Origin of the sequence: Massilia sp. IC2-477 (assembly GCF_020707265.1) — a bacterium.
Taxonomy (GTDB): Bacteria; Pseudomonadota; Gammaproteobacteria; order Burkholderiales; family Burkholderiaceae_D; genus Telluria.
The window spans coordinates 576,552-593,834 of the sequence record NZ_JAJFEQ010000002.1; the positions used below are offsets into that span (position 1 = coordinate 576,552).

The 17,283-nt window shown below is 65.9% G+C and carries 13 protein-coding genes and 1 riboswitch; of the genes, 11 read left to right on the forward strand and 2 right to left on the reverse strand.

Going from position 1 to position 17,283, the window contains the following annotated elements; genetic code table 11:
- Positions 1-128: 128 nt before the first annotated feature.
- A riboswitch (S-adenosyl-L-homocysteine riboswitch) is annotated at positions 129-201 on the forward strand.
- Between the two features lie 28 nt (positions 202-229).
- The 3 genes from ahcY (at position 230) to metF (ending at position 2,937) form a co-directional block, all read left to right on the forward strand.
- Positions 230-1,645, forward strand: coding sequence for an adenosylhomocysteinase (gene ahcY / locus LK542_RS06040; RefSeq protein WP_227811183.1), 1,416 nt, complete (start codon positions 230-232; stop codon positions 1,643-1,645).
- A 118-nt stretch (positions 1,646-1,763) separates the two neighbouring features.
- Entirely contained in the window at positions 1,764-2,120 is a 357-nt protein-coding gene (locus tag LK542_RS06045) for a phage holin family protein (protein WP_227803217.1), read from the forward strand.
- Positions 2,107-2,937: a methylenetetrahydrofolate reductase [NAD(P)H] gene (metF, locus tag LK542_RS06050; RefSeq protein WP_227811184.1), complete on the forward strand. Its 831-nt coding sequence runs from the start codon at positions 2,107-2,109 to the stop codon at positions 2,935-2,937. The genes LK542_RS06045 and metF overlap by 14 nt, the downstream gene beginning before the upstream one ends.
- A 104-nt stretch (positions 2,938-3,041) precedes the next feature.
- Here metF and LK542_RS06055 read toward each other — a convergent pair whose 3' ends face one another.
- Positions 3,042-3,578: a 5-formyltetrahydrofolate cyclo-ligase gene (locus LK542_RS06055; RefSeq protein ID WP_227811185.1), complete on the reverse strand. Its 537-nt coding sequence runs from the start codon at positions 3,576-3,578 to the stop codon at positions 3,042-3,044.
- A 95-nt stretch (positions 3,579-3,673) separates the two neighbouring features.
- On the opposite strand from LK542_RS06055, the gene LK542_RS06060 reads away from it, so the two are divergent.
- From LK542_RS06060 to LK542_RS06085, 6 genes are all read left to right on the forward strand, one after another.
- Positions 3,674-5,710 (forward strand): lytic transglycosylase domain-containing protein, encoded by a 2,037-nt coding sequence (locus tag LK542_RS06060; protein ID WP_227811186.1) that lies wholly within the window; start codon positions 3,674-3,676, stop codon positions 5,708-5,710.
- A gap of 30 nt (positions 5,711-5,740) precedes the next feature.
- Positions 5,741-6,703: a complex I NDUFA9 subunit family protein gene (locus tag LK542_RS06065; RefSeq protein WP_227811187.1), complete on the forward strand. Its 963-nt coding sequence runs from the start codon at positions 5,741-5,743 to the stop codon at positions 6,701-6,703.
- An 18-nt stretch (positions 6,704-6,721) separates the two neighbouring features.
- A complete protein-coding gene (locus tag LK542_RS06070; protein ID WP_227803213.1) occupies positions 6,722-7,441 on the forward strand; it encodes a glutathione S-transferase family protein in 720 nt (239 codons plus the stop codon).
- A gap of 14 nt (positions 7,442-7,455) precedes the next feature.
- A complete protein-coding gene (locus LK542_RS06075; protein ID WP_227811209.1) occupies positions 7,456-8,688 on the forward strand; it encodes a multifunctional CCA addition/repair protein in 1,233 nt (410 codons plus the stop codon).
- Positions 8,689-8,823: 135 nt separating this feature from the next.
- Positions 8,824-10,371, forward strand: a complete 1,548-nt coding sequence (locus LK542_RS06080; protein WP_227803212.1) for a diguanylate cyclase — start codon at positions 8,824-8,826, stop codon at positions 10,369-10,371.
- Positions 10,372-10,423: 52 nt separating this feature from the next.
- Positions 10,424-11,071 (forward strand): GNAT family N-acetyltransferase, encoded by a 648-nt coding sequence (locus LK542_RS06085; RefSeq protein WP_227803211.1) that lies wholly within the window; start codon positions 10,424-10,426, stop codon positions 11,069-11,071.
- A 186-nt stretch (positions 11,072-11,257) separates the two neighbouring features.
- Here LK542_RS06085 and LK542_RS06090 read toward each other — a convergent pair whose 3' ends face one another.
- Positions 11,258-11,773: an Lrp/AsnC family transcriptional regulator gene (locus tag LK542_RS06090; RefSeq protein ID WP_227803210.1), complete on the reverse strand. Its 516-nt coding sequence runs from the start codon at positions 11,771-11,773 to the stop codon at positions 11,258-11,260.
- A gap of 192 nt (positions 11,774-11,965) precedes the next feature.
- Between LK542_RS06090 and LK542_RS06095 the strand changes: the two genes are divergently transcribed.
- Entirely contained in the window at positions 11,966-15,529 is a 3,564-nt protein-coding gene (locus LK542_RS06095) for an indolepyruvate ferredoxin oxidoreductase family protein (protein ID WP_227811188.1), read from the forward strand.
- Between the two features lie 122 nt (positions 15,530-15,651).
- Positions 15,652-17,259: a S41 family peptidase gene (locus tag LK542_RS06100; RefSeq protein ID WP_227811189.1), complete on the forward strand. Its 1,608-nt coding sequence runs from the start codon at positions 15,652-15,654 to the stop codon at positions 17,257-17,259.
- The last annotated feature ends 24 nt before the right edge of the window (positions 17,260-17,283 follow it).

The window sequence follows — 17,283 nt, forward strand, 5'->3', positions numbered from 1 at the left end:
GAGTACCACTTAACGATGAGCCGTCATCCCGGCGAAGGCCGGGATCCAATTTCGTAGCGTACCAACACAACACCGTTGCACCACAACACCTGCGGTTTCCACACACCGCCCTTCGTGTTAAACTAGCCCATTCCGAGGAGCGTTGCGACGAAGATTCCCATCTTCGCCAGGCTCGGATAATCAACACCGCGCTCACGTTACTTTTTTCAACCATTGAAAGGAGGGCGTGATGAGCGCCGTACTCAAAGACACTTCCCCGGATTACCTCGTTGCCGACATCGGCCTTGCCTCGTGGGGCGAGAAGGAAATCCGCATTGCAGAAACCGAAATGCCGGGCCTGATGGCGATCCGCGAGGAATACGCCGCCGCCCAGCCCCTGAAGGGCGCGCGCATCGCCGGTTCGCTGCACATGACCATCCAGACCGCGGTCCTGATCCGCACCCTGGAAGCCCTCGGCGCCCAAGTGCGCTGGGCGTCGTGCAACATCTACTCGACCCAGGACCACGCTGCCGCCGCCATCGCTCAAGTCGGCACCCCGGTGTTCGCCGTCAAGGGCGAGACCCTGGACGAGTACTGGGAATACACCCACCGCATTTTCGAATGGCCGGGCGACAACCACGCCAACATGATCCTGGACGACGGCGGCGACGCCACGCTGCTGCTGCACCTGGGCGTGCGCGCGGAAAAGGACATCTCGGTGCTGGACAAGCCGGGCTCGGAAGAAGAAATCTGCCTGTTCAACTCGATCAAGGGCCGCCTGGCGCGTGATCCGTCGTGGTACTCCAAGCGCTTGCCTTGCATCAAGGGCGTGACCGAAGAAACCACCACCGGCGTGCACCGCCTGTACCAGATGCACCAGGAAGGCAAGCTGGCCTTCCCGGCAATCAACGTCAACGACTCCGTCACCAAGTCGAAGTTCGACAACCTGTACGGCTGCCGCGAATCGCTGGTGGACGGCATCAAGCGCGCGACCGACGTCATGGTCGCCGGCAAGATCGCCGTGATCGCCGGCTACGGCGACGTGGGCAAGGGCTCGGCCCAGGCCATGCGCGCGCTGTCGGCGCAAGTGTGGGTTACCGAGATCGATCCGATCTGCGCCCTGCAGGCCGCGATGGAAGGCTATCGCGTCGTGACCATGGACTACGCTGCCGAACACGGCGACATTTTTGTTACCTGCACCGGCAACTACCACGTCATCACCGAAGCGCACATGCAGCGCATGAAGGACCAGGCGATCGTCTGCAACATCGGCCACTTCGACAACGAGATCGAAGTCGCCGCGCTCAAGAAGTATGAGTGGGAAAACATCAAGCCGCAGGTCGATCACGTGATCTTCCCGGATGGCAAGCGCATCATCCTGCTGGCCGAAGGCCGCCTGGTGAACCTCGGCTGCGGTACCGGCCACCCGTCGTACGTGATGAGCTCGTCGTTCGCGAACCAGACCATCGCCCAGATCGAGCTGTACGCCAACACCGACAAGTACCCGGTCGGCGTCTACACGCTGCCGAAGCACCTGGACGAAAAGGTCGCCCGCCTGCAGCTCAAGAAGCTCAACGCCCAGCTGACCACGCTGACCGACGAGCAGGCCGCCTACATCTCGGTGCAGAAGGAAGGTCCGTACAAGCCGGACCACTACCGTTACTAATCCTTAGGTAGCTGATGCGGGCGCTGAGTTTAACCAAAACCAGCGCCCTTTTTTCAACAGCCGGGCGTCCTTTCACGATCCTGTGAAGGCACGCCCGCGTACCACGAAAGTCGATGCAATGCGCCTGCTGCTTACCTGGCTGATCAATGCCGTGGCCCTGATGGCCCTGCCGTTCCTGATGTCGTCCGTTCACGTCACCAATTTCACGACCGCGCTGATTGCCGCGCTCGTGCTGGGGCTGGTCAACACCCTGATCCGTCCCGTGCTGGTGATCCTGACCCTGCCGGTCACCGTCGTCTCGCTGGGCCTGTTCATCCTCGTCATCAACGCCCTCCTGTTCTGGATGGTGTCGCACTGGATCGAGGGCTTCGACGTCAGGGGATTCGGCTCCGCCTTCCTGGCAGCCATCCTGTACAGCATCATTTCGTGGGCGCTTTCTACCTTGCTCCTCAAAGACAACGATGGAAACTCCTAATTTCAGTATCGAGTTCTTCCCGCCGAAGACCGACGAAGGCGCGCAGAAACTGCGCGTCGTGCGCCAGAAGCTGGCCGAGTTGCAGCCGAAGTATTTCTCGGTGACTTTCGGCGCCGGCGGCACCACCCAGCAGGGCACGCTGCAGACCGTGCTCGAGATCAAATCCGAAGGCCACCAGGCCGCGCCGCACCTGTCCTGCGTGGGCGGCAGCCGCGAATCGATCCGCGCCATCCTGCAGCAGTTCCGGGACAACGGCATCCGCCGCCTGGTCGCGCTGCGCGGCGATCTGCCGAGCGGCTACGGCGCCGGCGGCGAATTCCGCTACGCCAACGAGCTGGTTGAATTCATCCGCAAGGAAACCGGCGACTGGTTCCACATCGAAGTGGCGGCCTATCCGGAAATGCATCCGCAAGCGCGTTCGCCCCAGGACGACCTGCAGGCCTTCGCGCGCAAGGTGCAGGCCGGCGCGAATGCCGCCATCACCCAGTATTTCTACAACGCCGATGCCTATTTCGACTTCGTCGACAATGCGCGCAGGCTGGGCGTGGACGTGCCGATCGTGGCAGGCATCATGCCGATCACCAATTACACCCAGCTGATGCGCTTCTCGGACATGTGCGGCGCCGAGATCCCGCGCTGGGTGCGCAACAAGCTGGCCAGCTTCGGCGACGATTCGGCCTCGATCAAGGCTTTTGGTCTCGACGTGGTCACCAGCCTGTGCGAACGCCTGCTCGCGGGCGGGGCGCCGGGGCTGCATTTCTACAGCATGAACCAGGCGGCGGCGACGACCGCGATCTGGCAACGTCTCGTCAAGTGATGTGTAGGGTGGGCGGGTTTCCGCCCACGCGGTGATCGCTGCAATAGGATCTGTCGCGCATGCGCTGGCGACCGTTGACCGCGTGGGCAGGAAACCTGCCCACCCTACAGTTCCGTAATGATCTGATCGAGGGGAATGTCATATTCCCCAATCTCGAACTCCGCCTGCTGGCACGCGTACGCAATCCCCAGCGTCCTGGGCCGTGGCTCGGTAGCCAGCGTCCTGTCATAAAACCCACCCCCATACCCCAGCCGGTAGCCGCGCGCATCGAATCCCAGGCAGGGGACCAGCAGCACATCCGGCCTGTCTACCATGCGCAGTTCCGCCGGCACCCCCACGCCCAGGCTATCCGCCACGGTCGGCTCTCCCGGCACCCATTCGGCAAAGCCGAGCGCTGCATCACGTTCCAGCACAACAGGCAGGGCCAGCCGTACGCCTGCCTCTGCCAATTCCGCGTAGGCTGGACGCAGGTCCGGTTCGCCGGCCAGTGGCCAGTACACGCCCAGCACGGCGCCGGGATGCTCGCGCCACCATGCCAGCACGCGGGCGCCGATGCGGTCGTCCCAGCTGCGCCGGGTGGCATGGTCGATGGCGCGGCGCCGTTCCTTCAGCATCCGGCGCAACTGTGGTTTCTCGACCATGGCGCTTGCGCCAGTGGCTGGCAGGAGCCCGGGGGCACATGGTATTCTTGATTCGCCGGTCATGGTATGAATGCAGCGTACATTGAGAGTTGTGGATGTTTCAATCGAGTTTGACAACCGGCTCCCTGCCGGCCGCCCTTGCCATTGTGTTTGCATCGTGGACGCTGTACCCAGGCACGGTCCACGCCGAGTCTGCGCCTGAGGCCCCGCCGGCCGCCCAGGCCGTGCCGCCGGTGCCTGCCGGCGCCCCCACCGTTCCCGGTGCGCCCGCAGTCGACAACCGCGCCGACGACGATACCTTCATGCTGCTGCGCGAGGCCGCGCGCCAGAACGATGCCGTGCGCGTCAACGCGCTCGCATCGCGCCTGCCGCCGTCCTATCCGCTGGCGTCCTACGTCGACTATTATCGTCTGAAAACCCGGATGCGCGACGCCACGGCCGACGAGATCCGCGAGGTCCTGCGCCGCCACGAGGGCACGGCGGTGGCCGAGCAGCTGCGTACCGAATGGCTGCTCGACCTGGGCCGGCGCCGCGACTTCGCCGGCTTCGAGCGCGAAGCGGGCCAGCTGGCGCGCGGCGACAACCTGCAGATCCGCTGCTACGCCCTGCTGGCGCGCGCCAGCCGCGGCGAACAGGTGGGGCAGGAAGCGCGGGCCTTGCTCGTCAATCCGGCCGGCTACGGCGAAGCCTGCACGGCCCTGATGGCCCAGCTGATCCAGACCGGCCAGTTCAACGAGGACGACCTGGTGTGGCAGCTGCGCCTGGCCGGCGAAGCCGACGCCACCGGTCCGGCACGCCGTATCGCGCTGCTGCTGGGCGCATCCGACACCCGCGCCGCCCAGGCGGTCGACGTGCCGGCCGTGGCCATGGCGCGCGGCATCGGCAACACCCGCGCCGAACGCACCATCTACCTGGTCGCGGTCGGCCGCATGGCGCGCACCAGCCTGAAGCTGGCGACGGTGGCGCTGGACAAGAACAGCCCGAAACTGAGCAGCGAGGAACGCGCCATCGGCTGGGCCAGCATCGCGCATGCGGCCTCGATCGCGCTCTCGCCCGAGGCCTACAACTATTGGCAGCGCACAAATGGGGCGCGCCTGACCAACGAGCAGCTGCAGTGGAAGACCCGCATCGCCCTGCGCCGCGGCGACTGGAAAACCGTTCGTGCGACCATCGAGTCGATGCCGTCAAATTTGCGCGCCGAAAACGTCTGGGTCTACTGGCTGGCGCGCGCCGACCGGCAGGAGGGCAGGCAGGCCGAAGCGACGGCGGCACTCGAGCGCGTCGCCAGCCAGCACCATTTCTATGGCCAGCTGGCGCTGGACGACCTCGGCCGCCAGGTGGTGGCGCCGCCGCCCATCATGCCGCTCAGCACGGAAGAGCTGGCATCGGTGAACGCCAACCCGAGCCTGCAGCGCGCATTGAAGTTCTATGCCTTGCGCCTGCGCGCGGAAGGCAACCGCGAATGGAACTGGGCGCTGCGCGGCATGTCTGACCGTCAGTTGCTGGCTGCCGGCGAAATCGCTCGCCGCAACGACCTGCTCGACCGCACGGTCGAGACCTCGCTGCGCACCCGCACCGAACTCGACTACTCGCAGCGTTTCCCGGCGCCGCACCTGGACGTCCTGCACCCGACCGCGCAGGGCCTGGGCCTGGATAAAGCCTGGGTCTATGGCCTGATTCGCCAGGAGTCGCGCTTCATCAGCGATGCGCGCTCCGGCGTCGGCGCCTCCGGCCTGATGCAGGTGATGCCGGCCACCGGCAAGTGGGTGGCGGCCAAGATCGGGATGGATAACTTCGTGCACGGCATGCTGAACGATTTGCGGACCAATATCACGCTCGGCGCCAATTACATGAACATGGTGCTGGAAAACTTCGACGGCGACGAAATCCTCGCCACCGCCGCCTACAACGCCGGGCCTTCGCGTGCCCGCGCCTGGCGCGGCCTGCTCGACCAGCCGATGGAAGGCGCGGTCTTCGTCGAATCGATCCCGTTCTCGGAAACACGCAACTACGTGCGCAACGTGCTGGCCAACGCCACCAACTACGCCGCCGTGTTCGAGAACAAGCCGCAGTCGATCCGCACCCGGGTGCGCCCGGTACAGCCGCGCGAGCGTTCCGCCATGCTGCCCTGAGTGTTGTAACAGCACAGCAAGGAGAAGACCATGCGCGCACAGAACGTGGTGGTCATCGGAGGGACCGGTTTCATCGGCGGCCACCTGCTGGCGCGCCTGGCGGAGGAGGGCGTCGGCACCGTCGTCCCGGCGCGCCACTACGAAGCGGCCAAGGGCTTGACCACCTTGCCCTATCTCGACCTGGAAGTGGCCGACATCCACGACGACGCCACGCTGCGGCGCCTGGTGGCCGGGCGCGACGCCGTGATCAACCTGGTCGGGGTGCTGAACGGAGGCCATGGCGAGCCCTATGGTCCCGGCTTCCGGCGCCTGCACGTGGAGTTGCCGCGCCGCTTAGTGCAGGCCTGTGCGGAGCTGGGCGTGCCGCGCTACCTGCACATGAGCGCGCTCGGCGCCAGCCCCACGGGGGCGTCGATGTACCAGCGCTCGAAAGCCGACGGCGAACGCGCCGCGCGCAGCGACCCGCGCGTGGCCGCCACCATCTTCCGTCCCTCGATCGTGTTCGGGCCGGGCGACCACTTCCTGACCGTCTTCGCCAGGTTGCAGCGCCACCTCCCGGTGCTGCCGCTGGCCTGCGCGCAGGCGCGCATCCAGCCGGTGTACGTCGAGGACGTCGCCGCCGCCTTTGCCCTGGCCCTGCGTGAACCGCGCACGCGCGGCCTTGAGATCGAGCTGGGCGGGCCGCAGGTCTACACCCTGGCCGAGCTGGTGCAGCTGGCCGGCCGCTATGCCGGCCACGAACGCCACGTGCTGCCCTTGCCCGACTGGGCCGCGCGGCTGGAGGCCCGGCTGTTCGAGCTGCTGCCGGGCGACCCGCTCATCTCGCGCGACAACCTCGCCACCATGAAGACCGATAATGTGGTCGATCCGCAAACACAAGCCTTGACAGCCGAGGCGCTGGGAATCAAGCTCACAGCGCTCGAGGCCGCGGCGCCGCACTACCTGGCGACGCCCAAGGGCCTGGACGATTACCGTGAGCACGCCGGCCGCTAACCACTATTACAGGACACCATGCAGACCATCGAACTCGACCCGACCCTGTCTTCCACCCTCGAGGCGGCCCGCCAGCCGGGCCTGACCCTCGTCATCGGCAACAAGAATGTGTCGTCGTGGTCGATGCGGCCGTGGGTGGCCGCAGTCGCGTTCGGCATCCCCTTCACCGAGATCCGCGTCCTGCTGGACAAGCCCGATACCGCCGCCAACATCGCGCGCTATTCGCACGCGGGCAGGGTGCCGGTGCTGCTGGCCGGCGAGATGACGATCTGGGACAGCCTGGCCATCGTCGAATACCTGGCCGAGCAGTTCCCGGACAAGCACATGTGGCCGCAGGACGTCGCCGCACGCGCGCTGGCGCGCTCGGTGGTGGCCGAGATGCACTCGGGCTTTTCCGAACTGCGCAGCGCGATGTCGATGAACATCCAGGCGCGCCTGCCGGGACGCGGCCGCACGCCGGGCGCCCAGGCCGACATCGGCCGCATCTGCGAGATCTGGGAAGACTGCCTGTCGCGCTTCGGCCACCACAGCTTCCTGTTCGGCGACTTCTCGATCGCCGACGCCTTCTACGCCCCGGTGGTGTGCCGCTTCAAGACCTATGGCGTGGCGCTGGCGCCGGCGCTGCAGGCCTATTGCGAGCGCGTGCTGGCCCACCCGGCGGTGGCGCGCTGGGTCGATGAAGCGATGCGTGAGGACGACCCGACCCCGGCGCACGACCTCGACCTGCCGCAGGAGTAAGGATGAGTAACAGCGTGCGCAGCTACGTGGTCGGCGGCGCCGTGCGCGACGAGCTGCTGGGACGCCCGGTAACAGACCGCGACCACGTGGTGGTCGGCGCCACGCCAAGCGAGATGCTGGCGCAGGGCTTTCGCCCGGTCGGCAAGGATTTCCCGGTCTTCCTGCATCCCGACACGCAGGAGGAATACGCACTGGCCCGCACCGAGCGCAAGACCGCGCCCGGCTACCACGGCTTCGTGTTCCACACCTCGCCCGAGGTCACGCTCGAGGACGATCTGGTGCGGCGCGACCTCACCATCAACGCCATGGCGCGCGCGGAAGACGGCAGCATCGTCGACCCGTACCATGGCCAGGAAGACCTCAAGAACCGCATCTTCCGCCACGTCTCCAAGGCCTTCGCCGAAGACCCGGTGCGCATCCTGCGCCTGGCGCGGTTTGCCGCGCGCTTCCCGGATTTCCGGGTGCACGAGACCACCCTCGCGCTGATGCAGGGCATGGTGGCGGCAGGGGAAGTCGATGCGCTGGTGCCGGAGCGCGTGTGGCAGGAGCTGTCGCGTGGCCTGATGGAAGAACGGCCTTCGCGCATGTTCGCCGTGCTGCGCGACTGCGGCGCATTGGCCCGCATCCTGCCCGAACTCGACGCCCTGTGGGGCGTGCCGCAGCCGCCGCTGCACCACCCGGAAGTCGACACCGGCGTGCACATCATGCTGGTGATCGACTACGCCGCGTCACAGGGTCTGCCGCTCGAGGTGCGCTTTGCCGCCCTGGTGCACGACCTGGGCAAGGGCGCCACCCCGAGCGAGACCTGGCCGGCCCACCATGGCCACGAATTCCTCGGCATGAAGCTGGTGACAGCGGTATGCAAGCGCCTGAAGGTGCCCAACGAATGCCGCGACCTGGCCCAGATGACGGCGCGCGAGCACGGCAACGTCAGCCGCGCCCAGGAGATGCGGCCGAATACCATCGTCACCCTGTTCGAGCGCTGCGACGCCTTCCGCAAACCGGAGCGCTTCGCCCAGATGCTGCTGGCCTCCGAGTGCGACGCGCGCGGACGCGGGCACGAGGAACACCCGATGCGTCACCAGGACTATCCACAGCGGGCTTACCTACTGCGCGCCCTCGCGGCGGCGCGCGCCGTGAATGCCGGCGAGGTGGCGGCGCGCTATGCGGACGCCAAAGAAAAGATCCCGGAAGCCGTGCACGCGGCGCGCGTCTCGGCGGTCAAGGCGGCGCTAAGAGAACCGTAGGGTGGTCGGGTTTCCCGACCGCGCGTCCAGCAAGTGCGCGCGCATCGGCAAAGCATCCGTGAGCCGAACACCCAACAACGGCCGGGTTTTGCTATGCTTCTCCGGATAACAACGTAAAGATGTAACGGAGGTTGGATGGTTGCCGTGCTGGCGCAGCGCGTAGCGAGCTTGAAACCGCGTCGCCGCCTGCAACTCGCTGGCCTGGCGGTGCTGGTGCTGGCATTGCTGCTCGCCTTTTTCTATATTCGTTCGGAAGGAACCGATCCCGGCGTCCGCAACGACGTGATGCTCAACCTGCGCGAGCTGGAAAAGCTCGATGCCGAATGGGATGCCAACATCCTGCGCTCCCACATCGGCCGCGCTCCCGCCACCGCGCAGCTGACCACCCAGCTGCCGCGCATGCAAGACCTGATGGTGCGCATCGGCGAAGCGGTACCGGAAGCGTCCAGCCCGGCCGTGGAAAGCGCCTACAGCCAGCTGCGCGACGCCATGCAGCGCAAGGAGCTGCTCACCGCCCAGTTCGCGCGCCACAACCCGCCGCTGCGCGAGGCGCTGACCTACCTGCCGCCGGCCGTGGCCGACCTCAAGACCGAGCTGGGCGGCATCGAAGGCGCACTGGCGCCGGCACGCCTGGTGATCCGGCTGGACGCCTCGCTCAACGCCCTCCTGACCGAGATCCTGCGCTACAACGTCGTACCAGGCGCGCCGCTGGCGGCGCGCATCGACGAGATCCTGGGCGACATCGCGGCCCAGGAGATCGCCTTCTCGCCAGCCGTGATCGAGAAGATGGACGCCATCATCAAGTCCTCGCGCGTGATTCTGGAGAAGCGCCCGCTGGAAAACCGGCTGGAAGCGCAGATCGCCGCCACCGCCACCGGCGCCGCGCTCGACCGGCTGGGGCGCGAGTTCGACCGTTCATTCGACGCCGCACAGGCGGTGCGCGAGCGCTACCGCGGCTACCTGTTCGCCTACTCGGCCTTCCTGCTGCTCCTGCTGGCCTATGCCGGCATGCGGCTGCGGCGCAGCTACCGCATCATCGGGGTGGTCAACCAGCAGCTGACGGCGGCCAACGAAAACCTCGAGCACCGCGTTGCCGAGCGCACCGCCGAGCTGGAAGCGCAGTCGAAGCAGCTCGAACGCCTGGCCCAGCACGACAGCCTGACGGGCCTGATCAATTACCGCCAGCTGACCCGCCTGCTCGAGCGCGCGCTGGCCCGCGCCACCCGCCGCGATTCGGTGGTGGTGATCATGTTCATCGACCTGGACGGCTTCAAGGCCGTGAACGACACCTATGGCCACGCCACCGGCGACCTGGTGCTGCAGATGGTGGCGCGCCGGGTGCAGGAAAAGCTGCGCGCCGAAGATGCGCTGGCGCGCCTGGGCGGCGACGAGTTCGTGATCATGCTGGAAGACGTCGCCTCGCGCGAAGGCGCGTTGCGGGTGGCCCAGCTGGCGCTCGACCAGATCAAGTCGGTGACCGAGGCGGACGGCAATCCCGTCTCGATCTCGGCCAGTATCGGCATCTCCAGCGCCCGAGGCCACGCTGGCGCCGCGCGTGGCTCGGCGGCGCTGCTGGCCGAAGCCGACAAGGCCATGTACGAGGCCAAGCAGGCGGGCAAGGGCGTGTTCGTGGTCAGCCCGGAAGCGCAATGGACCGGGCCGGCAAAGGACGGCGCGCAATAGCGGAATCCGCTACAATGGGCGTTATGTTGCACTGCACAAAAGGATCGCACGCATGGACAATCCGCTGACACGGTGGCTGCAAGGCCTGCGTGGCAAACCCGGCCGTCCCACCGTGCTCGTCAAGGAACTGGGCGAGCGCGATCGCCGCCGCATCCTGCGCCACTTCCTGGCGCTGGACGATAGCGATCGCCTGCTGCGCTTCGGCAGCGTCATTCCCGATGACGCGATCGCCAACTACGTCGCCAAGATCGACTTCAGGCATGACATCGTGTTTGGCGTGGTGAACCGCGTGTTCCAGCTGGTCGGCGTGGGGCACCTGGCTTTTGCCAAGGCGGACAAGGGCAAGCCGACCGCGAAGGAGCGGGTGGCCGAGTTCGGGGTGTCGGTCTCGCAGTCCGCACGCGGGCAGGGCGTCGGCTCGCGCCTGTTCCAGCGCGCGGCGATTCACTGCCGCAATGCCGACGTCGACACGCTCTACATGCAGTGCCTGACCTCGAACCAGACCATGATGCATATCGCCAAGAAGGCGGGGATGGAGATCAAGCGCGAATATGGTGAGGCGGATGCCTACCTGCAACTGCCGCCACCGAGCCCGGCGAGCGTGATGGCGGAGGCGCTGGAGGAGCAGTGGGCGGTGATCGATTACACCGTCAAGGCGAATGCGCGGGCGGCGGTGAAGTGGCTGACGCCGAAGAAGTAATCCCGAATAAAACGCGGCCCTAATCAACGTCGTTCCGGCGAAGGCCGGAACCCAAGTTCGTAGGGTGGGCGGGGGAATTTAGTCCAGTGGACTAAATTCCTGCCCACGCGGTCAATGAACAGGATTTAAGCCTCGGCGCGTCAATTCACACGTGATTTGACCGCGTGGGCGGGATACCCGCCCACCCTACCCGGCTACCGGCAACGCTGTGGTCTCCTTAATCCTCTGCAAGGCAAAACTCGACTTCACATCCAGCACCGCCGGATGCTTGAGCAGCGTCCCCATCATGAAGCGCGAGAAGTGGTCCATGTCTTCCACGTGCACGCGCAGCAGGAAATCCATCTCTCCGGTCATCGCATAGCAGGCCACCACTTCCGGCCAGGTGCCGACCGACACTGCGAAGTCGTTGCGCGGAGAAGTTGCCGGCAAGCCCGGCGTGCCACGCGCGCCACCCGCCACTTCACTGTGCTTTTCCAGGCGCACGTTCACATAGGCAAGCAGCCCGAGCCCGATCTTGTCCGGGTCCACCAGCGCCACATACTGGCGGATCACGCCCGCTTCTTCCAGGCGCTTGATGCGGCGCAGGCAGGGGGAAGGGGACAGGTTGACGCGCTCGGCCACGTCCTGGTTCGACAGCCGGCCGTCCGTCTGCAGGACAGCCAGGATCTTGCGGTCGGTCTTGTCCAGCTCGATTTTTGACATGGTTTCCTCGGTAGATTCGCAAACACGGCAATTTTATTGCGCAAATTGACTGGGCGGGGGAATTGTTTGGAATTTAATGCTTTGGGGGCAGGACTATACTGTGCGGCTGATCGGATGGGCTGGCCAGCCCATCCTGCGCGCACCAAGAGCCATCAAGAGCCAGCGCCCTGCACAAGTTGACGGAGACACCGCATGAACGCACCCCTCGAGCGCGCCAATCTCGCGCTGCCCCAGCACGACATCACCCTCGACGACAAGTGGACGCTCGAACGCGGCCGCGCGTTCATGACCGGCACCCAGGCCCTGGTGCGCCTGCCCATGCTCCAGCGCGAGCGCGACCTCAAGGCTGGCCTGAACACCGCCGGCTACATCACCGGCTACCGCGGCTCGCCGGTCACCGCCGTCGACCAGACCGCGATGAAGGCGAAGAAGCACCTGGACGCCCACCACGTCAAGTTCCACCCGGGCATGAACGAAGACCTGGCGGCGACCGCCGTCTGGGGCACCCAGCAGACCAATCTGTACAAGGACGCCAAATACGACGGCGTGTTTGCCATGTGGTACGGCAAGGGCCCGGGCGTGGACCGCTGCGGCGACGTCTTCAAGCACGGTAACAATGCCGGCTCCTCGAAGCACGGCGGCGTGCTGGTGCTGGCCGGCGACGACCATGCGGCCAAGTCCTCCTCGACCGCGCACCAGTCCGACCACATCCTGACCCACTGCGGCATTCCGGTCCTGTACCCCTCGTCCGTGCAGGAATACCTGGACTTCGGCCTGCACGCCTGGGCCATGAGCCGCTATACCGGCCTGTGGGTGTCGATGAAGTGCGTTACCGACATCATCGAGTCGGGCGCCGTGGTCGACCTCGATCCGGACCGCGTGCAAATCGCCATGCCGAGCGACTTCGAACTGCCGCCGGGTGGCCTGAATATCCGCTGGCCAGACGCCGTGCTGGACCAGGAAGTCCGCATGAGCAACTTCAAGTGGTATGCCGCCCTGGCCTATGCCCGTGCCAACAAGCTCAATCGCATCATCTGGGACAGCAAGAAGCCAAAGATCGGCATCATCACCGCCGGCAAGAGCTATGTCGACACGCGCCAGGCCCTGGCCGACCTCGGCATCGACGAACAGGCGGCGGCGGACATCGGCCTGCGCCTGTACAAGGTCGGCATGACCTGGCCGCTCGAGTCGGAAGGCGTGCACGAGTTCGCGCGCGGCCTGGACGAGATCCTGGTGGTCGAAGAAAAACGCCAGGTGATGGAATACGCGCTCAAGGAAGCGCTGTACAACCTGCCGGACAGCGAGCGTCCGCGCGTGGTCGGCAAGTTCGACGACACCGGCGAATGGAGCAACAAGGACCGCATGGGCCACGGCGACTGGCTGCTGCCGGCCACCTATGAGCTGAACCCGGCCCAGATCGCGCGCGCCATCGCGTCGCGCATCTCGCACTACTGCGCCGGCCATCCGGTCGAGCAGCGCGTGAAACAGCGCATCGCCTACCTGGAGCAGAAAGAGCTGGTGCTGAAGTCGATCCCGGCGAAGGCGAATCCGGAAACCGACCGCATCCCGTACTTCTGCTCGGGCTGCCCACACAACAGCTCGACCAAGGTGCCGGAAGGCTCGCGCGCCATGGCCGGCATCGGTTGCCACTACATGGTCCTGTGGATGGACCGCGAGACCTCGACCTTCACCCACATGGGCGCGGAAGGCACCACCTGGATCGGCCAATCGCCGTTCACCGACGAGAAGCACGTGTTCGTGAACCTTGGCGACGGCACCTACTTCCACTCGGGCATCCTGGCGATCCGCGCCGCGGTGGCCGCGAAGGTCAACATCACCTACAAGATTCTCTATAACGATGCGGTCGCCATGACCGGCGGCCAGAACGTGGACGGTCCGCTCGATCCGGGCATGATCACGCGCCAGATCGCCGCCGAAGGCGTGCGCCCGATCATCGTCGTCACCGACGAACCGGAAAAATACCCGGACGATTACGCCTGGGCCGAAGGCGTCACCGTGCGCCACCGCTCCGAGCTGATGGACGTGCAGAAGGAACTGCGCGAAATGCCGGGCGTCTCCGCCGTGATCTACGACCAGACCTGCGCCTCCGAGAAGCGCCGCCGCCGCAAGAAGGGCGAGTTCCCCGACCCAGCCAAGCGCGCCGTCATCAACGAAGCCGTGTGCGAAGGCTGCGGCGACTGCTCGGTGCAGTCGAACTGCCTGTCGGTCGAGCCGCTGGAAACGGAACTGGGCCGCAAGCGCCAGATCAACCAGTCCTCGTGCAACAAGGACTTCTCTTGCGTCTCCGGCTTCTGCCCAAGCTTCGTCACCGTCGAAGGCGGTGGCCTGAAGAAGCCCAAGAAAGCGGCGACGGCGGATACCACGCCGCCAGAGCTGCCGATGCCAAGCATTCCGTCGGTCGCCGATCCGTTCGGCATCCTGATCGCCGGCGTCGGCGGCACCGGTGTCGTCACCGTCGGCCAGATCCTGGCAATGGCAGCCCACGTGGAAGGCAAGGGCGCGGTCGTGCTCGACCAGTCGGGCCTCGCGCAAAAGGGCGGCCCTGTGATGTCGCACGTGCGCCTGGCCGAGCACCAGGCCGACCTGCACTCGACCCGCGTCGGCACCGGCAGCGCCGACCTGGTGATCGGCTGCGACCAGATCGTCACCGCCAGCCGCGATGCCCTGAGCCGCATGGGCGAAGGCCGCACCTGGGCCGCCGTGAATTCGACCGGCGCCACTACCGCCGCTTTCGTGAAGAACCCGGACTGGCAGTTCCCGGCCGAAGGTTCGCGCGGCGCCATCCTGCAGGCCTGCGGTGCCGACAAGGTCGACTTCGTGGACGCCGGCAAGATTGCGACCGCCCTGATGGGCGACGCGATCGCGACCAATATGTTCATGCTCGGCTACGCCTTCCAGAAGGGCCACGTGCCCCTTACGGAAGCCTCGCTCCTGAAAGCGATCGAATTGAATGGCGTGTCGGTCGCCTTCAACAAGGCGGCCTTCCACTGGGGCCGCACGGCCGCCCACGACCTGGCTTCCGTGAAGAAGCTGGCCACGCCCGCCCAGGTGATCGAGTTCAAGCGCAGCGAGAGCCTGGACGACATCATCAACCGCCGCGTCGAACTGCTCACCGCCTACCAGAACGCCGCCTACGCCTCGCAGTACAAGGCCTTCGTGGACCGGGTGCGCGCCGAGGAAGCGAAGCTCGAGGGTGGCAAACGCGGCACCCGCCTGACCGAAGCCGTGGCGCGCTACTTCTACAAGCTGATGGCCTACAAGGACGAGTACGAAGTCGCCCGCCTGCACACCGACCCGATGTTCCGCGCCAAGATCGCCAACATGTTTGAAGGCGACATCAAGCTCAAGTTCCACCTGGCGCCGCCGCTGCTGGCCAAGCACGACAAGGAAGGCCGCGCGCTGAAGCAGGAATATGGTTCGTGGATGTTGAAAGCGTTTGGCGTGTTGGCGAAACTGAAAGGCCTGCGCGGCACACCGTTCGACGTGTTCGGCTACACCGCCGAGCGCCGCACCGAGCGTGCGCTGATTGGGGAATACCGCCAGACCGTGGAAGCGCTGCTGCCGAAGCTGACGCCTGAAAACGTGGCGCAGGCGGTGGCCATCGCCAGCATTCCCGAAGACATCCGCGGCTACGGCCACGTGAAGGAGCGCCACCTGAAGGCGGCCAAGCAGAAGGAAGCGGCGCTGGTGGCGGCCTTCCACCAGCCTTCCGCATCGGCTCCGCGCGCTGCTTGATTGACAGCTTGATATGGCCGGTTGCGCCGGCCATATCTTCCTAGCATTTCTTGTTGTTCCTCAGACCCAACTGTTACAGTTGGTTGCACTCCGGCCCGATGGCGACGTCTATAATCAGGCGCATGAGATCGTCATATGCACATGGTCGTTCGTCGACCGCTCCCCGCCTGATCGCTGCGCTGCTGGCCGCAGCTGCCATCCTCGCCGGTTGCGGCGGTGGCGGCGGTTCGCCAGGTATCGGCACCCGTCCGGACCAGACCGGCCAGCAGCCGGCTCCCCCGGTCAATCCGAATCCGCCGGCCAATCCGAATCCGCCGGTCGGCACGCCGTCCCCGGAAGACCTCAATCCGAACCTGCTGGCAGCGTCGACCACCTACGCCAACATGTGCGCCAAGCCGCGCACTGGCGTCGACCTGTTCGGCCGGCCCTTCCCGGACAGGCAGGGCACCCTGCTCGACGAGCTGAAGTTCCTGCGCGCCTGGGCCAACGAAAATTATCTCTGGTACAACGAGATCCCGAACACCTACCGGATGGCGGAGTTCACCAACGCCCTCGACTACTTCGAGGTGCTCAAGTCGCCGGCCCTGACCGAATCCGGCCAGCCGAAGGACAAGTACCACTTCACCTATACCACCGAAGAGTGGGACAAGCTGCAGAACTCGGGCATCGACCTGGGCTACGGCGTCACCTGGAAGCGCAACAGCGCCACCGCGCCGCGCACCTGGCTGGTGACGCTGGTGGAACCGGGCTCACCCGCGGCGGCGGCCGGCCTGCAGCGCGGCGATAAGCTGATCAAGGTGGACGGCGTCGATTTCATCAACGGCACCGATGCCGCCACGGTGGAGAAGATCAATGCCGGCCTGTTCCCGGAAACCGCGGGCACCCCGCACAGCTTCACCCTGCAGCGCGGCAGCACCACCTATGACGTGACGATGACCGGCGCCGACGTCGTGGTCGATCCGGTCAAGCTGGTGCAGGTGTTCGACACCCCGACCGGCAAGGTGGGCTACCTGAGCTTCGAGACCCACAATGCAGTCTCGGAAAAGGAACTGGTCGATGCCTTCGCCACCTTCCGCGCAGCCGGCGTGGTCGACCTGGTGCTCGACATGCGCTACAACGGTGGCGGCCTGCTGTATGTGGCCAGCGAACTGTCCTACATGATCGCCGGCCCGGCCCAGACCACCGGCAAGACCTTCGAGCGCCTCCAGTACAACGACAAGACGCCGCAACAGGCTCCAATTCCCTTCCTGAGCAGCGCCTACGGCTTCAGCTCACCGAACCCGGTACGTTCGGGCACGCCGCTGCCTTACCTGGGCCTGAAGCGTGTGAGCATCCTGACGACCCCGGGCACCTGCTCGGCCAGCGAAGCGGTGATCAACGGCCTGCGCGGCGCCGACGTCCAGGTCGACGTGATCGGCAGCCAGACCTGCGGCAAGCCCTATGGCTTCACGCCGACGGCGAACTGCGGCACCACCTACTTCTCGATCGAGTTCAAGGGCGTGAACCACAAGGGCTTCGGCGACTTCCCGGACGGCCTGGCCGCCACCTGCCAGGTGGCCGACGACCTGTCGAAGCCGCTGGGCGACCGCAGCGAAGGCCTGCTGGCCGCGGCCCTGAGCTACCGCGAGACCGGCACCTGCCCGCCGGCCACCCGCGCACGTCAGGTGCCGATGGAGCTCGTGCGCCATCCGGCCAAGGAAATCTCGATCTACACCAGGCCGCGTAATTAAGGTTCGCAGGATACAAAACGGCCC

What these genes read in the sequence shown, in the direction of transcription:
- ahcY (WP_227811183.1), top strand. Translation starts at nt 230, where the DNA reads ATGAGCGCCGTACTCAAAGACACTTCCCCGGATTACCTCGTTGCCGAC.
- LK542_RS06045 (WP_227803217.1), top strand. Translation starts at nt 1,764, where the DNA reads ATGCGCCTGCTGCTTACCTGGCTGATCAATGCCGTGGCCCTGATGGCC.
- metF (WP_227811184.1), top strand. Translation starts at nt 2,107, where the DNA reads ATGGAAACTCCTAATTTCAGTATCGAGTTCTTCCCGCCGAAGACCGAC.
- LK542_RS06055 (WP_227811185.1), bottom strand. Translation starts at nt 3,578, where the DNA reads ATGGTCGAGAAACCACAGTTGCGCCGGATGCTGAAGGAACGGCGCCGC.
- LK542_RS06060 (WP_227811186.1), top strand. Translation starts at nt 3,674, where the DNA reads ATGTTTCAATCGAGTTTGACAACCGGCTCCCTGCCGGCCGCCCTTGCC.
- LK542_RS06065 (WP_227811187.1), top strand. Translation starts at nt 5,741, where the DNA reads ATGCGCGCACAGAACGTGGTGGTCATCGGAGGGACCGGTTTCATCGGC.
- LK542_RS06070 (WP_227803213.1), top strand. Translation starts at nt 6,722, where the DNA reads ATGCAGACCATCGAACTCGACCCGACCCTGTCTTCCACCCTCGAGGCG.
- LK542_RS06080 (WP_227803212.1), top strand. Translation starts at nt 8,824, where the DNA reads ATGGTTGCCGTGCTGGCGCAGCGCGTAGCGAGCTTGAAACCGCGTCGC.
- LK542_RS06085 (WP_227803211.1), top strand. Translation starts at nt 10,424, where the DNA reads ATGGACAATCCGCTGACACGGTGGCTGCAAGGCCTGCGTGGCAAACCC.
- LK542_RS06090 (WP_227803210.1), bottom strand. Translation starts at nt 11,773, where the DNA reads ATGTCAAAAATCGAGCTGGACAAGACCGACCGCAAGATCCTGGCTGTC.
- LK542_RS06095 (WP_227811188.1), top strand. Translation starts at nt 11,966, where the DNA reads ATGAACGCACCCCTCGAGCGCGCCAATCTCGCGCTGCCCCAGCACGAC.
- LK542_RS06100 (WP_227811189.1), top strand. Translation starts at nt 15,652, where the DNA reads ATGAGATCGTCATATGCACATGGTCGTTCGTCGACCGCTCCCCGCCTG.